Source organism: Ensifer sp. Root954, from assembly GCF_001429005.1.
GTDB classification, from domain to species: Bacteria; Pseudomonadota; Alphaproteobacteria; order Rhizobiales; family Rhizobiaceae; genus Ensifer; species Ensifer adhaerens.
Map to the genome: position 1 here is coordinate 41,163 of NZ_LMJM01000045.1, position 19,589 is coordinate 60,751.

Consider the following 19,589-nt stretch of genomic DNA (forward strand, 5'->3'; position numbering starts at 1 on the left):
CAGTCAAGGAGAAGGCGTGTATGGCGTACCGATCGTTCAAGATCCTTGTCTCTTCCGCGGGAAGGCGTGTTGGCCTGATCGAGTGTTTTCGCCGGGCAGCGCGCGCGCTGGACATCGATCTCCAGATTCTGGCCTGCGATCTTGATCCTGACCTGAGCGCGGCCTGTGCCGTTGCAGACCGGGCTTTCGCGGTACCCGCCTACAATCACCCGGAGTTCACGGGCCGCCTGGCGGAGATCGCGCGGGCGCATGATGTGCGCCTGCTCGTACCAACGATCGATCCCGAACTGGTGCCGCTTGCGGCAGCGGCGGGGGATTTCGCCCGCTTCGATTGCCGCGTGCATGTGAGCACTTCGCCGGTCATCGACGTTGTGCGCGACAAGCTCGAAACCATGCGTGTGCTCGACGCGGCCGGGGTTCCGGTCCCGCGAACCGGCATGCTGGAGGAGGTTCGCGGCGAGCTCTCCCGCTGGGACTGGCCGCTGTTCCTCAAGCCCAATGCCGGGAGCGCAAGCCGCTCGATCAGCATGGTGCGCTCAATGGCCGATCTGCCTGAAACGACCGCAGAGCCGATGATCCTGCAGCAATATCTGGACGGCCCGGAGCATACGGTCAATGCGTTCGTCGATGACGGCGGCACATTGCAGTCGGTCATTTCGCATCGGCGATTGCGCATTAGGGCAGGCGAAGTCGAAAAGGGCGTTACCGAGCGACATACGGCGCATCGGGCGATGGCTGAGGGTATTTTACGGGCGTTGCCGGACTTGCGCGGTGCTTTCTGTTTCCAGGTTATGGACGATCGCCTGACGGGCGCTCGGGTGATCGAAATCAACGCCCGTTTCGGCGGCGGCTATCCGCTTGTGGATCATGCCGGCGCGACCTTTGCCCAATGGCTGCTGGAGGAAGTGGCAGGCTTGCCGAGAACGGTCCACGACGATTGGCGAGAAGGTGTGCTGATGCTGCGATACGATGCAGCGGTCTTCAGGGGATAGACGGATGGGCGAGCAGGTGCTTGTCTTCGATCTCGACGATACGCTCTATCTGGAGCGGGATTTTGCCGCAAGCGGCTTCAGGGCCGTTGATGCCTGGCTGGCGAACCATCTGGGCGCGGAAGGCTTTGCCGGGCATTGCGAGGCAGCTGCTGCGAGCGGGCACAGCGGACGCGTTTTCGATACGGCGCTGGCAGCGATGGGCATTGCCGTCGACGAAGCGTTGGTCGGCCAGTTGGTTGCCGTCTACCGCGGACACCGGCCGGAGATAGCTCTCGCCGACGATGCTCGCCGCTATCTGGAGCATGCGCGCGTCGGCCGAAGAGCGATCATCACCGACGGGCCGGCGGCCACGCAACAGGCCAAGGTCAAGGCGCTGGGGCTCGAAGCCTTGGTGGACCGGGTGATCTTCACTGATCTTTGGGGGAGAGAATTCTGGAAACCGCATGCACGAGCCTATGAGGCGATCGAGAGCTGGGCGGACGTCAAGCAGGACAATCTCGTCTACATCGCCGACAATCCGCTCAAGGATTTCGTCACGCCACGCCGGCGCGGATGGCAAACTGTGATGGTCGCGCGCGACGCGCGGGTTCACCGCACGGCGGCGCCGGACGAGGCGCACCAAGCCGATAGGCGGATCAGCGATCTAGACGAACTGGACGAGGCATTGCGGTCACTCGCCGCTGGTGAAGCGGTCTCTCGGTGAGCTTTTCGCGAACTGGACTGCCAGTACAGGCAGGAACTGGCGGAAGTGGCGGCCGCGGAGCGCGTATTCAAACCCGCGGCCGCCGGTATTTTTACGCGAAGGTGAAGTCCGCCGCGCTGAAGTTGGCCGCAGACAGGGTACCGTTCGGATCGTCGACGACGATCTGGAAGGCGTGGCCGGCCGAATCCTGTGCCTTCAGGATCACGTCGCCGCTCGGGTCGTCATAGGCATAGACCGTGCCGGGGCCACCGGTGTTGGCGTAGCGGGTGATGCCGAGCTTTTCGAGCACGATGCGATCGAGACCATCCTGGTAGTCCATGATGGTATCCCGTCCATCGAGTGCGCCCGCGCCCTTGAGTACGAAGCGGTCGGCGTCAGCGCCGCCCCAGAGGAAGTCTGAGCCGGTTTCGCCGATCAGGGTATCCCTGCCGGCATCGCCGCGGATCGTGTCGTTGCCCGAGCCGCCATAGAACAGGTCATCGCCATCGCCGCCATTCAGCGTGTCGTTACCGTCTTCGCCGCTGATGCTGTCGTTGCCGCCATCACCGTAGACGAGATCGTCGCCTGCGCCGACGCTGATCCTGTCGACGCCGGCACCGCCATGGGCCTCATCGCGACCGCTCTCGGAATCGAGAATGTCGTTGCCGTCGCCGCCATCGAGATAGTTGTCGCCGTCGCCGCCGTCGACCCGGTCATCGCCGATGCCGCCATAGACGTGGTCATTGCCGGACTGGCCCTTGAGCGCGTCGTTGCCGCCTTCGCCATAGATGTAGTCGTCGCCGGCACCGCCACCGACGGCCTGCGTCGTTACCTGGCCGGTTGCCGGGTTGACGCGATTGACGAAACCGTCATTGCCGTCGCCGGCATAGATAATGTCATTGCCAGCGCCACCATCGATATATTCCTCGCCGGCGCCGCCGTAGAAGGTATCGTTGCCGGCACCGCCGAGCATGGTGTCGTGGCCATCGCCGCCGTCGAGGATGTCGTCGCCGTCCTCGCCGTCGAAGATGTCGTTGCCCAGGCCACCGATGAAGTGGTCGTTGCCAAGGCCGCCATCGAAGGAGTCGTTGCCGACGCCGCCTTCAGCATAATCGTCGCCTGGACCGGCCTTGAAGAAGTCGTTGCCGTCGCCACCGTACATGCGGTCGTTGCCGTCGCCACCGTCGAGATAGTCGTCTCCGGCATAGCCCCAAAGGCTATCGTCGCCGCCATATCCATAAATTGTGTCAGCTACGTTCGTGCCATAAAGCGTGTCAGCTACGGGTCTTCCCTTAACGATCATGTTTCCATCCTTTATTAGTGGGGCAGAATACGCGCCGTTGCTTTTACCGACCGCCGCGCAATGACAGCAAGCGACCTTAGCGTGTGAAAACTGTGATCTGTCGTGTTAAATGGTGGGGGTCTAAAATAGCATCTATAAGCAACCACTACAACAGATGTATAGTACCTACTCAACCTCCGGCACGTTGACATCGGGGAACACTTCCATCGATACGGCCCCACTCAAATTCCTGGAAACGGTGTCGTTGCAGCATGGTAGACAACAGAATCACAAGCGGCAGTTTACGATCTGCGTTCCGGCGCAGCGTCATAGATCTCGGCTTGTTCTCGACGGTCGTCAACGTGTTGGCGCTGACCTCGCCGCTGTTCCTGATCCAGGTTTATGATCGGGTTTTGCCCTCTTCGAGCATCGAAACGCTCGTCTATCTCACGATTATCGCGTTCCTTGCCTTCGCGTTCCTCGGCCTGCTCGATGTGATTCGGGCGATCTATGCGGTGCGCATGGCGGCCAAGCTCGACAGCGAGCTCGGGGCGGCCGCGTTTGCGAACGTGGTCGCGGCAACGGGCCGGGAACCGGGCGATATCCAGCCTTTGCGCGATCTTGCGACCGTTAGAGGCTTCGTCGCTTCACGCGGCACGCCGGTCCTCTTTGACCTGCCGTTCTCGCCGGTGTTCGCCGCACTCCTTTATCTCCTGCATCCGCTGCTCTTTCTGATGACGACGATCGGCGCGATCGTGATCCTGCTTTTGGTTTTCCTCAATCAGTACATGAACAAGAAGGCGTCGCAGTTCGCACAGGAGCGTATAACCAGCGCTAATCTCACGGCGCAGATGTTCAGCCGCAATGCCGAGACTGTGCGTGCGATGGGCATGACGAACAATGTCGGTGAGGTCTGGGGCCGCCAGTTTGCTGCCGCGACCGCGGCAGCGGACGGAAGCCTCGTCGTCAACGCAATCTTCGGCGGCATATCGCGATCGATCAGAATGATCCTGCAGATGGCGATCCTCGCTGTTGGCGCGACCCTCGTCTTAAAGGGGCAGATGACTGCCGGCATGATTTTCGCGTCGTCGATCCTATCGGGCCGCGCGCTGCAGCCGCTCGATCAGCTGGTCGGGATCTGGAAGCAGGCAATGGATGCGCGCAGCGCCTGGTCGCGGTTCGAAAAGGTGATCGAGGCCGGCAGTGTCGATAGCCGCAAGCTTCTGCTGCCGAACCCCGCCGGCGATATCGCCGTGCGTGATTTGCTCTATGTTTCGCCCGACGCCGGAGCCGACCCTGAGCCGATCCTGAAACGGCTGAATTTCACGATCGCTGCCGGCGAAAGCGTTGCAGTGGTCGGCCCGAGCCGGGCGGGCAAATCGACGCTCGCGCGGCTTCTGACCGGCGCCGTTGCCCCGACAGCGGGCTCGATCACCATCGACGGTGCGGACCTGAGAACCTGGGACACGGCGCAGCTCGGCGGCCTCGTCGGCTATCTCTCACAGGACGTGCAGCTGCTGCCGGGCACGATCGCCGCCAATATCTCTCGCTTCGAGCCGGATGCAGCCGACGAGGCGGTCGTTGCGGCCGCGCGCGCGGCTCATGCAAATGATCTCATCCTGTCGCAGGCGAAGGGCTATCAGACCCCGATCGGGCCCGGTTCCAACAATCTCTCCGGCGGCGAGCGGCAGCGCATCGGGCTTGCGCGCGCCTTCTACGGCTCCCCGCGTCTTCTTGTTCTCGACGAGCCGAACGCCAACCTCGACAGCGAAGGGGAAGCGGCACTCGGACGGGCGCTGAGAGACGCGAAAGCGCGCGGCGTCACGGTCGTCATTGTCACGCACCGCATTTCGATCGCCACGACGTGTGACCGGATCCTGGTGATGAAGAATGGCAGGATTGATGACTTCGGCCCAACGGACGAGGTGGCGCGTCGGGCGCAGTCCGAAAGGGCGGACCGGGCGGCAAAGGCGGCGGCTGTCAAGCGACAGACGAACCCGCCGCCGACAAACATTTCCGCCTTCCTGCCTGGCAGAACCGGGGATCGGCCATGACGGCGGCGACCACTCGGCGCTCCTGGCGCGAGACAATCGTGACCGATACCGGGCTGGTCGCCCGGCTCGGCTATGGAACGCTTGTCCTCATCCTTGCCGGTTTTGGCTATTGGGCGGCAACGGCGCCGCTCTCCGGTGCCGCAGTCGCTTCCGGCACGATCACGGCCACGGGCCGCAATGTTCTCGTGCAGCATCTGGAAGGCGGGATCGTCAGCGAAATCGCGGTTCGCGAGGGCGATGCGGTCGCAAGGGGGCAGACGCTCGTGGTCCTCGACGACACCGTCGCCCGCACGCAGCTCAACCGCCTTGCCAAGCAATGGGTGGCGCTGAAGGCGCGGGAGGCGCGCCTTGCCGCCGAACGGGACGGGCGGCGGGACCTGACGATCGCGATCGGCAACGCGCCAGCCACGATGTCGGCCGCAAGCCGTGACCTGACCGAAGAGCAGGTGAAGGAGTTTCAGACCCGGCTTGCCCGCTTCACCTCCGAGACCGTTATTCTGCAGCAACGGGTCGAAAGCATCAACGATGCGCTCGATGGCCTGGCCGCGCAGAAGGCGGCCGTCGAGAAGCAGACGCAGATCGTGCGCAGTGAAGCCGAGCGAAAGTTCAATCTCCTGGAAAAGGGGCTGACGAACCGCACGGAGTACACGCAGCTTCTTCGCGTCGAGGCGGACCTGCTCGGCCAGGTCGGCATGCTACAGGCAGAATCCTCGTCGAGCCGCACCCAAGTCGCAGAAGCGCGTGAGCAGATCGAACGGCTGAAGACCCAGCGCGTCGAGCAGGCGGTGACCGCGATGAACGAGGTGAAGACCGGGCTTGCCGACGTGGAAGAACAAGTCGAAGCCGCGCGCCGTGTGCTCGAGCGCACCGTCGTCAAAGCGCCGGTGGACGGCGTCGTCGTCGCCTCGGTCTACAATGCCGTCGGCAGTGTCGTCGGTCCCGGCGAGAAGATCATGGAGATCCTGCCGACAGGGGACTTGGTCATCGATGCGCGTATTCATCCGCAGGACATCGACGTCGTCCATGTCGGTCAGCCGGCAAGGGTCCGCCTCTCGGCGCTCAATACCAGCTTGACGCCAGAGGTTTCTGCGACGGTCGCCCATGTCTCGGCCGACCGCCTCACCGATCCGGCGACGCGCGAGCCCTATTACAGAGCCGTGTTGCGCCTGGATACGCCGCTGCCGCCCGGCGTGCGCATGGAGCAGCTGCATCCGGGGATGCCGATCGACGCCTTTATCGAACTCGGCGACCGCACCTTCCTTGAGTATCTGATCCGGCCGATTTCCGACTCTTATCGACGCGCCTTTGCGGGGGAATGACCCCACAAGGTCTTTCCCGGGCGGGAATGCAGTGGGTCGACATTTAGGCTGGGGTCGCAGGGACGCGCTCTTTGGATGGCAGGATGGCTGGTCCCTTTCCGGTGGTTGGCGAGGTCCTGTCGTCGCCCCCCGCTCGTCACCTGAGAGCGGTTCCAGGCTGCATGCTGGGGTATTGGAGTGCCATCTCCGGACGCGCCAAGATTTATCTGATGTATATCATTGGGTGTTATTTCTGGTGTTCTAATTATTATTTCATACTCTAAAATTATCGTCCATTTAATATTGAAAAATACGCGGATTTGATTTCGTAACTTAAGTTTTATTTCTTTCGTTTGCGCGGTGCATTCTGTCTCTTGGGTGATGGAATGGTCGCTAGTTAATCCCAAAGGATTATGGATTAATTTGCAGTAATACTATTGAGTTCTAAGATAATTAGGGAAATTGCTTCCGATAAAACGAAAAGATAATTTACACGCAGTTTTTGGCGTGCGAGAGTTTTGGCGAAGTTGGCGTATCTTATTGCTAGGACCAAAGCTTGTATCAGTGCATAGATAAAATAAATTTCAGGTAACTTTGTATGATCTGATCGGTATCAGAAGTTTATTCCAAACAAATTCAACGAGACATGACGTCTCAAGGCGCGTCATTCGTCCGTCCGTTCTCGGCGCGGCGGTTGACTGGCGTTCTATGGATCGAAGGGTGTCGCATGCATCGCAACGAGGCCGCTGCCCAGCCCACGCAAGCCGTCGCCCCGTCTCCGCCGTCTATGGCGAGATACTGGGCAAGGTTCCTCACCATATTCACCTGGTTTGCCGCCGTCGGACGTGCGCTTCTGCGCCTGGCGGCAAGAACGACCGTATCGTCGGTCAAGCAGGTTCGTCGATCGCGCGTTCTCTATGCGATGGACATCGCGTCTGCAGCCCTGGCGCTCGTGGCCGCCTTTTTTCTGCGCTATGGCTTCGACGCCATGTCGACGCGACCGGAGCTTATCTGGGCGCTGCTAACGACCGGACCGCAATATCTTCTGGCCTGTGCGCTCGCTTTTCCGATTGCGGGATTGTACGCTCGCGACTGGCGCTACTGCTCCGTCTCGGACCTGCGCTCGATCCTTCAGGCCGTCTTGATCAGTTCGGCGGCGCTGGTGTTGATGTCGTTCTTTGCGAACCGCCTCCAGGATATGCCGCGAAGCGTTGTGCCGCTCGAGGCGCTGCTTTTGACCGCATTCCTTTCGGCTTCGCGACTGAGCTTCCGGCTCGACGAACTGGCGCTGCGCCCAACGCGGCGGCAGCCGGTCGCCGAGGACAATGCCGACCGCATCCCGACCTTGCTCGTCGGCAGCGGCCATGCGGCAGATCTCTATCTGAGAGCGCTCCGCCGCGATCCGCATTGCAGCCATAAGCCGGTCGGCTGCTTGGAAGTGACGCCGGAGCATACGGACATGACCTTGCGCGGCATTCCGATCCTTGGCGCGCTCAGCGATTTCGAAACTGTGGTCTGCGCACTCGCAGAAAGTGGACAGCTGCCGCGCCATGTCGTCTTTACCGAAGCGCTTTCGGCGTTCGGCGAAGCCGCTGAGGATGTGATGCGGCGCGCCGAAGCGCGTGGCATGACCGTATCGCGCCTGACGCAGATCACGGAACTCAAGAGCGCCAAGCAGGAAAGCCGTTTCGAACTACGCTCGATCGAGCTGACGGATCTTCTGGAGCGCCCGCAGGCAGCCCTCGACAACGAGGCAATTCTTCGCCTCGTCCGCGGTCGGCGCGTCCTGATCACCGGCGCCGGTGGTTCGATCGGCAGCGAACTCACCTTGCAGGTGGCGGCGCGTGAACCGGCCGAACTCATCCTCGTCGAGAACTGCGAATACAATCTCTATGCGATCGACATGGAACTCGGCGAGCGCTATCCGGCCGTCAAGCGGACGGCAAACCTTTGCAACGTACGCCGGGCCAATCGCGTCAACGACGTCTTTGCCAAGTACCGGCCGGAATTGGTCTTCCATGCCGCAGCTCTCAAGCATGTGCCGATGGTGGAGCTTAACCCTTGCGAGGGCGTGCTGACCAATGTGATCGGCACGATGAACGTCGCGAACGCCGCCCGCCGCTTCAAAGTGCAGGCGATGGTGCAGGTGTCGACCGACAAGGTCGTCAACCCGACGAGCGTGATGGGCGGGACCAAACGGCTGGCCGAACTCTATTGCCAGGCGCTCGACCTTCATTGCCTGAAGAAGGGTTCCGGCCCGCGCTTCATGACCGTTCGCTTCGGCAACGTGCTCGGATCGAGCGGCTCGCTGATCCCGTTGTTCAAGCGGCAGATCGCCAAGGGTGGTCCGCTGACGGTAACAGATCCGCGCATGACGCGCTTCTTCATGACCATTCGTGAAGCCGTCGAACTGACGCTGCAGGCTTCGGCCTATGGTCTGGAAGGCGAAATCGGCAAGGGCGAGATTTTCGTTCTGGACATGAATGAACCGATCAAGATCATCGACATCGCCAAGCGGATGATACGCCTTGCCGGCCTTACGCCGGGCAAGGATATCGATATCGAGATCATCGGTCTCAGGCCCGGCGAAAAGCTCTATGAGGAGCTGTTCGACAGCGGCGAGCAACGCATCAGTTCACCTATTCCAGGTGTGCTCGGCGCGATGCCGAACGCCGTGCCCCTGGCGACGCTCAAGGAGATGTTCGCGCGCCTGAAGCTCTTTGCTGAACTCGGCGATCAGGCGATGGTCTTTGCGATCATGAACAGCCTCATTCCCGGCTTCGACAAACATCCGGCTGAAGGCACGGCTGGCGCGCCCTCGCCGGACGACGGGGAGGAAGTGGCCGCCGACGCCGATGCCGCGCATCTCACCGACGATGTCCTGCAAGCAGCGCTGTCGAGCCTTAGGCGGGGGCCGCCTTCGACGCCGATGCCGATGTGATCTGTACGATCTTTCGAACGCTTGTATGGAGCGCGCCCTGATGTTGATTGACGCGAGCGACTATTCTCCGGTCAGGCTGCCGCCACAGCGGGCGGCTGCCGCCGCGGGATCGGCGGTTGCCGGCGTGGTTCCGAAACAGCGGATCGCGGTGCTTTCGAGCTACAGTCGCTCGCTCACCAATTTTCGCCTGGAGTTGCTGCGGCGCCTGGTGGAGGCCGGCCATTCGGTCCTGGCCGTCGGGCCGGAGCAGGACGAGGACGTCGTCCGGCAGCTTGCCGCGATCGGTGTAGAGTTCGTCCGCTCGCCCATGAGCCGCACAGGGCTCAACCCACTGACGGATCTCGCGACGCTCTGGTCCTACTGGCGGCTGTTACGCTCGCGGCAGATCGATGTCGTGATCCCCTATACGATGAAGCCGATCGTCTACGGCGGCATTGCCGCTCGTCTGGCCGGCGTCAAGCGACGGTATTTTCTCGTGACCGGCCTTGGCCATGTCTACTCGGAGGCCGCAGGAAAGCGGTGGGTCGGGCGCCGCATCAAGCAACTGAGCGTGCTGCTCTACCGGCTGGCGCTCAAGGGGGCCGGCGGGGTCTTTGCCTATAATCGTGCGGATTCGGCTGATATCGAGAGCTGCAGGCTGATTTCCGACCAGCGCGCGCTGACGCTCGTGCCGGGCTCAGGCGTCGACCTCGACCACTATGCCTTTTCGAGCCCGCCCCGCGGGCGCCCGGTTTTTCTGCTTGTCGCCCGCCTGCTGAAGGACAAAGGGATCAGCGAGTATGTCGAGGCCGCGCGCCTCGTTCGCCAGCAGTTCCCGGAGGCCGAATTTCGTCTTCTGGGACAGTTCGATCCCAGTCCGGCGGCGATCTCCGCTGAAACCATCGATGGATGGGTCAAGGACGGCAGCCTGAACTATCTCGGCGAAACCACGGATGTGCGCCCGCATCTCAGCGATTGCAGCGTCTTCGTCCTTCCGTCCTACTATCGCGAGGGCATACCGCGCAGCATTCTTGAGGCGATGTCGAGCGGGCGCGCGATCGTCACAACCGATCTGCCGGGCTGCGACGAGACAGTGGTCGAGGGGCTCAATGGTTACCTTGTGGAGCCGCGCAACGCCAAGCAACTGGCCGAAGCCATGTGCCGCTTCCTGAGGGCGCCTTCACTGATCACAGACATGGGGCTCAGGTCTCGGGAACTGGCCCAATCAAAGTTTGATGTGCATGCTGTGAACAAGCTGCTTCTTGAGCGCATGGCACTGATCTGACAGGAACATTTCACCTTGTCCGAAATAGTCGCGAGTGTTCGATAACAAAGAACAACCGCGACGATGCTTTGTCAGAACTTTCCGGCTGCAAGCGTTTCTAGCGCGCCAATGAGAAGCGCATATTTTTCGATGTATACATTACTAATAGTTGTTGAATTGATCATTGCTATGCATAATCGCCTTTGAGGAATATTTGAGGCGATCGTCTTACGATGGCGGGCAGCGTCGTTCACATCATCAACGACCTTAATGGAAACGGCGGCGCCGAGCGCCTGGTCGTGGAAATGGCGCAGCGGCAGGCGCGGTTTTCGGCAACGGTGATCGTGTGGAAGGGAGCAAACAACGAACTCCTGGAAGACGCGGCTTTTGCTGCAGTGACGATCATTGCGGTCAAGCTGTCGAGCCCCCGTTCGATTGCCAGAGCATGGCGCGCGATGCGGGCGGCGGACGTCGTGCACGTCCACCTGTTTCCGTCCCTCTATTTTTGCGCGTTTCTGCCTTTTCGGAAAATCTACACCGAACACAACACCTGGAACCGCCGAAGGGCGAGGCGGTGGCTGCGAGGTATCGAACGGTGGGTCTATGGCCGTTATGACTGCGTTGCGGCAATCAGCGCACCTGTCCGCGACCACCTGTCCGAATGGCTGGCGCCCATGACCGCGAAAATCCACATCGTCGAAAACGGTGTCAGCCTGGACCGGTTTGCGTCGGCGCGCGACCGCAAGCCGAGAGAGGATGGCCTCTTCTACATAGGCATGGTCGGAAGCTTCACGGAGAAGAAGGACCAGGAAACCATCGTGCGGGCCCTGCAGCGGCTTCCGGACAAGGTCCATGCGGTCTTTGCCGGTGTGGGGGACCGCCGACCGATCGTGGAAGAACTGGCCGGAGCTCTGGGACTGCGCGAGCGCGTCCACTTTTCCGGGCTGGTCCGGGATATCCCGGCGTTCCTCAGCCACATTGATCTCTATGTGCAATCGTCCCATTGGGAAGGCTTCGGGGTGGCCGTGGTCGAGGCGATGGCGTCGGACCTGCCGGTCCTGGTCAGCGATGTCGGCGGGCTGGCCGTGGTCGTTGACAACGACGACTACCGGTTCCCGGCGAAGAACCACGGGCAACTCGCCGACCGCATTCGCGAACTTACCAGCGATGATGAGAAGTATCGCAATGCGACGGCCTATGCGCGCCGCCGTGCACAAGGCTTTTCAATCGACCGGACCGTCTCGTGCTACGAGGACCTTTACGAGCTGATCAAGCCCGGTCCGCCGTCATTGACGGCGGCCGGCGCAGATGCCGGCGCCCCTCGGTTCCACCGTTCCTCGCACCCTTCACAGGACCTGCGCTGAGTCGTCGTCGCGTTCGGCCGGAGGGAAGCAGAGAAGAAACAAGGCGGCACGATCTGGCGAACGGGGGCATGGCATGACGCAGCGGCTCATTTGAAAGCAACTGCTGAAATGTAACTTGGAATCTCCGGGGGAGTTGGTATTATCCCTGCATTGTTTTCGAATATACTGAAATTAACTGTTGTCGTTTTCATGTTTTGGGAGCCGATGTCGGCCAATCTACCCTCGGGATCACTGTAGCGGGCGCTGAGCCCCTGTCTGGAAAGGCAGGCGGCAAAGTATACGGTCGCTGACAGATGCCCTCTGGGTTCGAGAGCCGCAGGCAATTTTTACAGGTTGTCCGACCATGGTGATGAGCGCCCGGCAATTTTATTCTGGAAACGACGGCTCGACGGACTGGGTCCGGGAGTCGGAGTTCTTCGCAAAACTGAAGATGCGAAACGGCACCTTCAAACTCACGCAGCCGTCGCGCTTTCGCGAGCTGGAAACCGCATTCAGGCCCTTGCTTTCGCAGCGGGCGACGCAGTTGCGGGAGGTGCTCGATGTCGGTGTTTCTACCGGTGTGACGACGGTCGAGCTATTGCGATACCTGGAGGCCTGCGGGGCGAAGCCGAAGATCACAGCCACCGATCTCTTCATCGACGCGCACATCGTCGAGGTGGCGCCGGGGGTTCGCGTTCTTGCCGATCCGGAAGGCTGGCCGCTGCAATATGATGTCGCCGGTCTTGCGATCCGGCCCTGGATCCGACGGCTCGACTATGTCTCCCTTGCCTTCATCCCGCGGCATCTGGCGAAATCCATGCTGCAGCCGCGCCTGCGCGCGCTGATCCGCAGCGGAAGGAGCGAGCCGGTCCAGATGATCACCAGGTCGTTGTCGCGCGACGATTCCATCGCGTTTGTCGAGGATGACATCATGCGGCGCTCACCGGATTTCGCCGGCCGCTTCGATCTCGTCAGAGCCGCGAACATTCTCAACAGGAGTTACTTCTCTGCCGCGCAGATCCGGTCGGCAGTGTCCAACATTCGATCCTATCTGAGCGGCGCTGGAAGCCTGCTGATCGTGACCCGGACGAACGAGAAGGGCGAAAACGGGGGCACGCTTTTCGAAGTGGGCGCCGACGGCGCGTTTACGGTGCTGATGCGCGTCGGCTCCGGATCCGAGGTTGAAGACCTGATCCTCGGCTGTCCAGCGCCCTGACGCTCTCCCTATAGGTCTTTTCGAAGGCAAGCCTTAGCCTTGTTCCTTCTCAAGTCTCTGCGAAACGGTAAACCTGGCTGCGGGAGCCTTGACGCCGTCTGGGCGACAAGGAAGATTGCAACCCAGACGGAAGGTCTGGTCGCGGACGCACTGGTCGAGTGCCGGTCGCGCTCCACGATCGGCTCGGCGGCTCAGGCATCCACCTACACTTAAGATCCAGGCGCCTCCGATCGCGATGAGGTGTCGCGAGGGAAAACGGCTTGAACAGGATACTGGTTACCGGTGGAGCCGGCTTCATTGGCGCACACCTCGCGCGTCGGCTGATAAAGGCCGGCCATGACGTGACCGTCCTTGATGATCTGAGTTCGGGAAAGCGAGAAAACGTCCCGCAGGCTGCGACCTTCATCGAAGGGTCGGTGCTCGACCGCGACGCCGTGCGCCGTGCGCTCGCCAATGTGGACGCCTGTATCCATTTGGCGGCGATCTCGTCGGTCGAACGGTGCAAGCGGCAACTGACGTCATCGCACGCAATCAACATAACGGGGTTCCTCACGATCATCGAGGAACTTGCCCACTCCGGGGCTCATTTTCCGCTTGTCTATGCCTCATCGGCTGCGGTTTACGGGGCAAGCCAGGAACTGCCGCTTTCGGAAGCCGGACGTTGCATTCCGTTGTCGCCTTATGGTGCGGACAAGCTTTCCTGCGAACTTCACGCGCGGTCTGCCTATGAGGTCTACGGCATAGCGAGCCTGGGTCTGCGTTTCTTCAACGTGTACGGGCCGGGGCAGGATCCATCGTCTCCCTATTCCGGCGTGATCGCGAAGTTCGCCGAACGGCTAGAGCGCGGTGAAAACATCACGATCCATGGGGACGGCCGTCAGACCCGCGATTTCGTCCATGTGGACGACGTTGTGGAGGCTGTGCTGCACGCGCTTGGCCGCTGGGACACGGGCGCGCGCATCGTCAATGTTTGCAGCGGCGTCGAGACATCGATCAGCGACCTTGCGCGGATCATGATCGAGGAAACCGGCAGCCGCTCGGATATCACCTATATCGACGGCCTGTTGGGTGAAGTCAGGCGCTCGCGGGGGTGCGTCGAAGCGCTCCACGCAAAACTGGCCTATCGCTGCGTGACCGATCTCCGAGCCGGGCTTGCACGACTGCTGCAGTGATCTCCGCGGTGAGGCGGCCTGCGGGTAGCGACGTTTGCCGGCCGCTAAGAGGGGCGGTGACGCCACAGGCAAACGATTGCCGATGGGCCAGCGCGCATTCTCGTCCGAACGCGTTGCGCTAAACTTCCATTCTTGGGACGCCGACGATGGCCCAGGCGGGACTTGTCAACGGCTCTGCACCGTGGGCCCGCCACCCACCAGCGCAACCAGCAGCTCCATGACATGGCGCGCGCTGAGCCGGCGGGTGGAGGAAGGAAGCGGCCCGGCCATGGCTTCGGGCGCTCCGAGTTTAAGTTGCGCGAAGCGGCGCCCCGGGGGCTTCAGGCGCCTGATTTGAGCTTGCCGCTGATGTAGCGGAATTCCTGCGTCTTGCCGCCATAACCATAGGCGGCAGCCGAAACTTCGTGGACGAGAACGTAACTCTCGTGGTGTACCCGTCCGAGCAATTGTTCAAAGCGCCCGAAGATGGCTTCGAGATAAGCAGCCATTTCCTGCTTGGTGTTGGTGCCGTCGACGACCTTGATGTCGAGCCAGAAGCTGTTGATATCCTGTTCGGCAAGCGACTTTCCGCCAGCGAACCAGTGTTCCGGATCCGCATAGGTGACGACGATTGCCGTGATCGTCGGATCCTTGCGCAGATGCGCTGCCGTCAATTCGCTGACCGAAGCGGCGATCCGTGACGAGAGTGCGGTGTCCGGCTTGCCGCTGACGGTGACGTTGATGATGGGCATTGGGTGGTTCCTTTCGGGTTTCCTGTTTCGTGTGTGAGCCCAATCTGCCACGTCTCTATCTTCGGAAAAATCGAATTGTTTAATATGATAACTTCGATTACATTGAAGTAATGCAAGCCTTCGATCCCGATCTGCTTCGTACCTTTCTTGCTTTCGCCGAGAGTGGCTCTCTTGCGAATGCGGCCACGGCCGTTGGGCGGACGCCTTCGGCTGTGACCGCCCAGATGCAGCGCCTGGAAACGATGATCGGCGAGCCACTTCTCGCGCCCTCAGGCCGGGGGCGAATTCTCACGCCGGCCGGGGAGGAATTGGTCGTTCATGCACGCCGGATTCTCGAAGTTCACCGGGATGCATGGCTGAGCCTCAAGGGTGCCAGCACCGACGGCCGTCTGGCGCTCGGCTGCACCCAGGATTTTGCCGACAGCAATCTGCCGGATCTCTTGCGCCGCTTCGGGCGCACCCACCCGCGTGTGCGGTTGGATCTCAGGGTCGGCAGATCCCGTGAACTGACTTCGGCCTACGATCAGGGGCTGATCGAAGTGCTGATCGTCATGCGGGAGGGGCCGACGCCCGACGAACTTGCCATTCTGCGCGAACCGATGCTGTGGCTGTCGTCATCGGATGCTCCGTCCACGGCTGACAGCGAGTTGCCGATCGCGGTGCTGGATCCGCCCTGCGGCTTTCGCGCTGCGGCGACGGCAGCCCTCGATGAGACAGGTCGTCGCTACCGCATCGCGGCGACAAGCCCCAGCCTTTCGGGTCTGCGCGCAGCCGTGCGAAGCGGGATTGCCGTTACCGCGCGCACGGCGCGGTTTCTCGGAGAGGGGATCGCGGTCGCACCCCAGACACTTTCGCTCCCGGCATTGCCGAATGCGGAATTCAGTTTGCGATTGAAGGCCAAAGCCGACAAGCCGGCGTCGAACCTCGCTACACTGCTTGCCGAAGGCCTGGCGGCCGGTTCCGAGCGGTGGTGAAGACGATCACCCGGAAAGACTGCGGCGCTGCCGCGCCGATCTACGGGCATTCCGGATCCAAGCACACAGCGCCAAGGCGAATTCCGAAAGCAGCCGCTGCACGGGAAAAGGTCTACGATGACGCTCACATCTGCGCGGTCATGCCACCGTCCACCGTCAAGGTTATGCCATTGACGAAGCTGGCGGCAGGCGAGGCCAGGAACACGGCGGCCGGCGCGATCTCCTCCGGTCGGCCCCAGCGTTTCAAGGGAATTCGGATATCGACGAAGGCCTGCAGTGCGGGATCGGAGGCGAGTGCGGCATTGGTCTCGGTTGCAAACCAGCCGGGCGCAATCGCGTTGACCGTCAGCGTCGCCGATCCAAGTTCCACCGCCAATGAACGGGTGAGGGCATCAAGACCGCCCTTTGCCGCGGTATAGGCGGGGTCGCCCGGCCGCGCGACGGAGGCGGCGATCGAGGTGACGAAGATCAGCCGGGCGGACGAGGAGCGGCGGAAATAGGGAAGTGCTGCCCGCGCCATCGCATAGGCTGCCGTCAGGTCCGTGTTGACGAGGGTGGCAAAGGCGGCGGGATCCATGACGTCGGTGCCGCGCCGGTCGCGCTCGCCGACGGCGTGAATGAGGACGTCGAGTTGGCCGGTCCTGCCGGCGGCGGCAGCGACGATCTTTTCCACATCCGTCGAAACGTCGCCGGGAACGATGTCGAGTGCGGTGCCTTCCGAGGCAGCCTGGGTACGGGCCGTTTCGAGTGTGGCGGAACCGCGGCCGTTGATCGCGACGGCTGCTCCTGCCCGTGCGAGCGCCTTTGCCATTTCAAAGCCGAGACCGCGGCCGCCACCCGTTACCAATGCCGTCATTCCGCTGAGGTCGAACATGTCGGTCTCCGATGCATTCCGCCGGTTCCGGGCTGACGCTACACCAAATCCCGGCAGAAGAGCTTTAGCGCCTGTCGTTGCAGCCGCCAATGGCGCAAGCGCACGGACCGCAGGGCCGTCCTGAAGCGGATACCGTAAAGCGCTTGTTCCATCCGGCCCTGCTGTCTAGTTCGTCGAGTGCAATCGCGCCCGATCCGGGGCGCACAGGAAGAGAGAGGGTGCAAGATGACAGTGTCCAACGCCGTGCGCCGGTCGGCTGAAGTCGGTCTGAAACGGGACGACCTTCTCGTCTCAACTCTTTCTTCTGGCGGCAGGGATGGGATATCCCACCGCAACAGGATTGCATTTCCATGTTTCTACTCGAACAAGCGGCCTATCCGGCTGCTCACGCCCTCCTAAAAGACTTTTCTTCCACCCACGTAGCCATCGCTGCCGTACTCGACGGCACCATAGAAGGTGAAATCTGGGTCGATCGTCCGGTCGAACCACGCGTCGCGCTGCTCGCCAATGGCGATGCCTATTATCTCGCGGGTCTGCCCGACGAGGTGGTCGATAGCTTTGCCAATCTGAAGGAACTGATCCCTGACTGGGCCTATTTCTTCGTCGAAGACCGCTGGTCCGATCGTCTCGGCGATATCTGGTCTAATCGCTTCGCCCGGCCCCATCCGCGCGTCAGGATGGGCTTGCCGGGAGCAAGTCTTGGTCTTGCTGCGACGGTGTTGCCTGACGGCTTCCGTCTCGTGCCGATCGACCAGCGCCTGCTCGATCTGGAACCCGGCAATATCGAGACGGTAACCGATCTCATGGAAGGGTGGGCTTCTCCCGAACTCTTCCTGGAAAACGCCATCGGCTTCTGTGTGCTTTACGACGGATCCGTCGTCAGCCATTGCGCAACCGACAGCGTCAGCGGTACTCGTTGCGAAGTGGGCGTCGGGACCGAGCCTGCCTACCGGCGCCTTGGGCTTGGCAAATCGGCAGCGGCTGTGACGATCGCCGAGTGCATCAAGCGCGGACGTCCCGATATCGAGTGGCACGCGCACGCCTCGAACAAGGGATCAATCGCGATTGCCAGGGGCATCGGCCTCATCGAACGCGATCGGCACGTAGCCTATAGCGGTAACCTGCCGGCAGAGAACGTCGGCGATCTCGATCTCGACACCTGCCGGGAATGGGGCCTTCATCTGGAGCGGGCAAGCGATCACATCAGCTGGTATCGCTTCCACGCTACCGGGGCCTGGATGCTTGCCGGCGACCGCACCCGGGCGCTTGCCAATCTCCGCGAGCTTGTCGATGGCGGTTGGGAAGGCGAGGCCGAGTGGCTCGAAGGTTACTGGGCCGTTCAATCGCTCGTCGACGATCCCGAATTCAAGACGATCGTGGCAAGGCAGCGCGCGATAAGAGAAGAATAAGAAGAGGATCCGGCCGCGCTTCTGGGGCGCGGCCGGATCTCAAATGGGCTGTTCCGCCCGCCTTCAGGCGTCACTTCATCGTATAGACGTCGATGGTGAAGTACTTGTCGTTGATCTTCTTGTAAGTGCCGTCGGCGCGGATTTCGTCCAGCGCCTTGTTCAGCCGTTCGCGCAGGTCGTTGTCCTCCTGGCGCACAGCAATGCCGACACCTTCGCCGACGAATTTCTTGTCGGTGATCGGCTCGCCGATCAGTTCGCAACATGCCTTTCCGTCGGCATTCTTCGTCACCCAGTCGAGCAGCGGCAGCATGTCGCCCACCTGAAGGTCGAGGCGGCCGTTGACCATGTCGAGGTTCGCCTCGTCCTGGGTCGGGTAGAGCTTGATCTCCGCATCGGGGTAGGTGGCGGTGATGTATTCGGCCTGGGTCGTGCCTGACTGTGCGCCGATCACCTTGCCCTTGAGCGCCTCATTGGTGAACTCGGTAAAGCCTGCACCCTTCGGGGCCGCATGCGTCATGGCTGCGAGGTAGTAGGGATTGGTGAAGGCGACCTGCTTCTTGCGTTCCTCGGTGATGAACATCGAAGCGATGATCAGGTCGTATTTCTTGGCGACCAAACCGGGAATGATGCCGTCCCAGTCCTGGGCGACGACTTCGCATTCGACCTTCATGCGCTCGCAAAGTGCTAATCCGATGTCGACGTCGAAGCCGCCGATCTTGCCGGCGGGGTCGATGAAGTTGAAGGGAGGGTAGGCTCCCTCCGTGCCGATCTTGATCTTTTCGGCGGCCTGGGCCGAAACGGCCGTTGCCGCCATGATGGCGAGCACTGCTGCTGCAATCCGCTTCTTCATTCGCGTTCCCCTTGTTGCGCATCATTCTTGATGCTTCCGGGGAAGACTAAGTCGCGCTTGTCTATAAGCGAAATAGATAGGCGCGATAATCGGTATTGTTTTGGTTGATCTGTCTGGCGGCCAGGTCCTACTTGTAGCGACCGTGGCGCTGCAGCACTTCGACCTTGTAACCGTCGGGATCGACCACGAAGAAGAACCGCGCAAGCAGGGCGCCGTCTCGGTTGAAGTCGACGATCTTTCCCGGGGTGAGGCCGGATTCCGTGAGCCGCTGATGTTCGGCGTCGAGGTCGTCGACCGACAACGCCAGATGACCATAGCCATCACCGAGCGCATAGGGCTCGGTCCGGTCCTTGTTGACCGTCAGCTCCAGCTCGAATTCGCTTTCCCCGTTGCTGAGGTAGATCAGCACGAAGGTTTCGAACTCCAGCCGTTCAGCGATTTCGAGCCCGAAGGCCACGCGATAGAAATCGATCGATCGCTTCTCTTCGAGAACACGGATCATCGAATGGATCGCTTTGGCCACGGACA

16 protein-coding genes are annotated in these 19,589 nt (G+C 61.5%); 11 read left to right on the top strand and 5 right to left on the bottom strand.

The genetic code is table 11. The annotated features are described in order from the left end of the window. Positions 1–20 precede the first annotated feature (20 nt). Together ASE71_RS25375 and ASE71_RS25380 are read left to right on the top strand one after the other, a co-directional pair. A complete protein-coding gene (locus ASE71_RS25375) occupies positions 21–992 on the top strand; it encodes an ATP-grasp domain-containing protein (RefSeq protein ID WP_060521002.1) in 972 nt (323 codons plus the stop codon). Between the two features lie 4 nt (positions 993–996). Continuing rightward, positions 997–1,695, top strand: a complete 699-nt coding sequence (locus ASE71_RS25380) for an HAD family hydrolase (protein ID WP_060521003.1) — start codon at positions 997–999, stop codon at positions 1,693–1,695. 91 nt (positions 1,696–1,786) lie between these two features. Here the strand turns inward: ASE71_RS25380 and ASE71_RS25385 are convergent, their stop codons facing one another. Beyond that, entirely contained in the window at positions 1,787–2,977 is a 1,191-nt protein-coding gene (locus tag ASE71_RS25385; protein WP_060521004.1) for a calcium-binding protein, read from the bottom strand. Positions 2,978–3,228: 251 nt separating this feature from the next. Here ASE71_RS25385 and ASE71_RS25390 point away from each other — a divergent pair, with 251 nt between their 5' ends. The 7 genes from ASE71_RS25390 (at position 3,229) to ASE71_RS25420 (ending at position 14,223) form a co-directional block, all read left to right on the top strand. Further along, positions 3,229–5,010, top strand: a complete 1,782-nt coding sequence (locus ASE71_RS25390) for a type I secretion system permease/ATPase (protein WP_060521005.1) — start codon at positions 3,229–3,231, stop codon at positions 5,008–5,010. Beyond that, complete coding sequence (locus ASE71_RS25395) at positions 5,007–6,329, top strand: HlyD family type I secretion periplasmic adaptor subunit (protein WP_060521006.1); 1,323 nt, start codon at positions 5,007–5,009, stop codon at positions 6,327–6,329. The genes ASE71_RS25390 and ASE71_RS25395 overlap by 4 nt, the downstream gene beginning before the upstream one ends. 766 nt (positions 6,330–7,095) lie before the next feature. Continuing rightward, entirely contained in the window at positions 7,096–9,249 is a 2,154-nt protein-coding gene (locus ASE71_RS25400; protein ID WP_060521007.1) for a nucleoside-diphosphate sugar epimerase/dehydratase, read from the top strand. Between the two features lie 40 nt (positions 9,250–9,289). Continuing rightward, entirely contained in the window at positions 9,290–10,513 is a 1,224-nt protein-coding gene (locus ASE71_RS25405; RefSeq protein WP_060521008.1) for a glycosyltransferase family 4 protein, read from the top strand. Positions 10,514–10,725: 212 nt separating this feature from the next. Next, positions 10,726–11,856 carry a glycosyltransferase gene (locus tag ASE71_RS25410; protein WP_060521009.1) on the top strand — a complete coding sequence of 377 codons (1,131 nt, stop codon included), beginning with the start codon at positions 10,726–10,728 and terminating at the stop codon, positions 11,854–11,856. Positions 11,857–12,199: 343 nt separating this feature from the next. After that, positions 12,200–13,051, top strand: coding sequence for an ATP-binding protein (locus ASE71_RS25415; protein ID WP_060521010.1), 852 nt, complete (start codon positions 12,200–12,202; stop codon positions 13,049–13,051). A 260-nt stretch (positions 13,052–13,311) separates the two neighbouring features. Then, the gene (locus tag ASE71_RS25420; RefSeq protein ID WP_060521011.1) at positions 13,312–14,223 is read left to right on the top strand and encodes an NAD-dependent epimerase/dehydratase family protein; all 912 of its coding nucleotides are present in this window, start codon (positions 13,312–13,314) and stop codon (positions 14,221–14,223) included. Between the two features lie 320 nt (positions 14,224–14,543). Here ASE71_RS25420 and ASE71_RS25425 read toward each other — a convergent pair whose 3' ends face one another. Continuing rightward, positions 14,544–14,954: a tautomerase family protein gene (locus ASE71_RS25425; RefSeq protein ID WP_060521012.1), complete on the bottom strand. Its 411-nt coding sequence runs from the start codon at positions 14,952–14,954 to the stop codon at positions 14,544–14,546. 110 nt (positions 14,955–15,064) lie between these two features. On the opposite strand from ASE71_RS25425, the gene ASE71_RS25430 reads away from it, so the two are divergent. Continuing rightward, positions 15,065–15,928: a LysR substrate-binding domain-containing protein gene (locus ASE71_RS25430; protein ID WP_060521013.1), complete on the top strand. Its 864-nt coding sequence runs from the start codon at positions 15,065–15,067 to the stop codon at positions 15,926–15,928. Positions 15,929–16,052: 124 nt separating this feature from the next. Here ASE71_RS25430 and ASE71_RS25435 read toward each other — a convergent pair whose 3' ends face one another. Further along, positions 16,053–16,802: an SDR family oxidoreductase gene (locus ASE71_RS25435; RefSeq protein WP_060521014.1), complete on the bottom strand. Its 750-nt coding sequence runs from the start codon at positions 16,800–16,802 to the stop codon at positions 16,053–16,055. A 350-nt stretch (positions 16,803–17,152) separates the two neighbouring features. On the opposite strand from ASE71_RS25435, the gene ASE71_RS25440 reads away from it, so the two are divergent. Next, positions 17,153–18,211 (top strand): GNAT family N-acetyltransferase, encoded by a 1,059-nt coding sequence (locus ASE71_RS25440; RefSeq protein ID WP_060521015.1) that lies wholly within the window; start codon positions 17,153–17,155, stop codon positions 18,209–18,211. A 70-nt stretch (positions 18,212–18,281) separates the two neighbouring features. Here the strand turns inward: ASE71_RS25440 and ASE71_RS25445 are convergent, their stop codons facing one another. Both ASE71_RS25445 and ASE71_RS25450 read right to left on the bottom strand, forming a co-directional pair. Continuing rightward, entirely contained in the window at positions 18,282–19,061 is a 780-nt protein-coding gene (locus tag ASE71_RS25445) for an ABC transporter substrate-binding protein (RefSeq protein WP_060521016.1), read from the bottom strand. A 127-nt stretch (positions 19,062–19,188) separates the two neighbouring features. After that, positions 19,189–19,584: a VOC family protein gene (locus ASE71_RS25450; RefSeq protein ID WP_060521315.1), complete on the bottom strand. Its 396-nt coding sequence runs from the start codon at positions 19,582–19,584 to the stop codon at positions 19,189–19,191. Between the last annotated feature and the right edge of the window lie 5 nt (positions 19,585–19,589).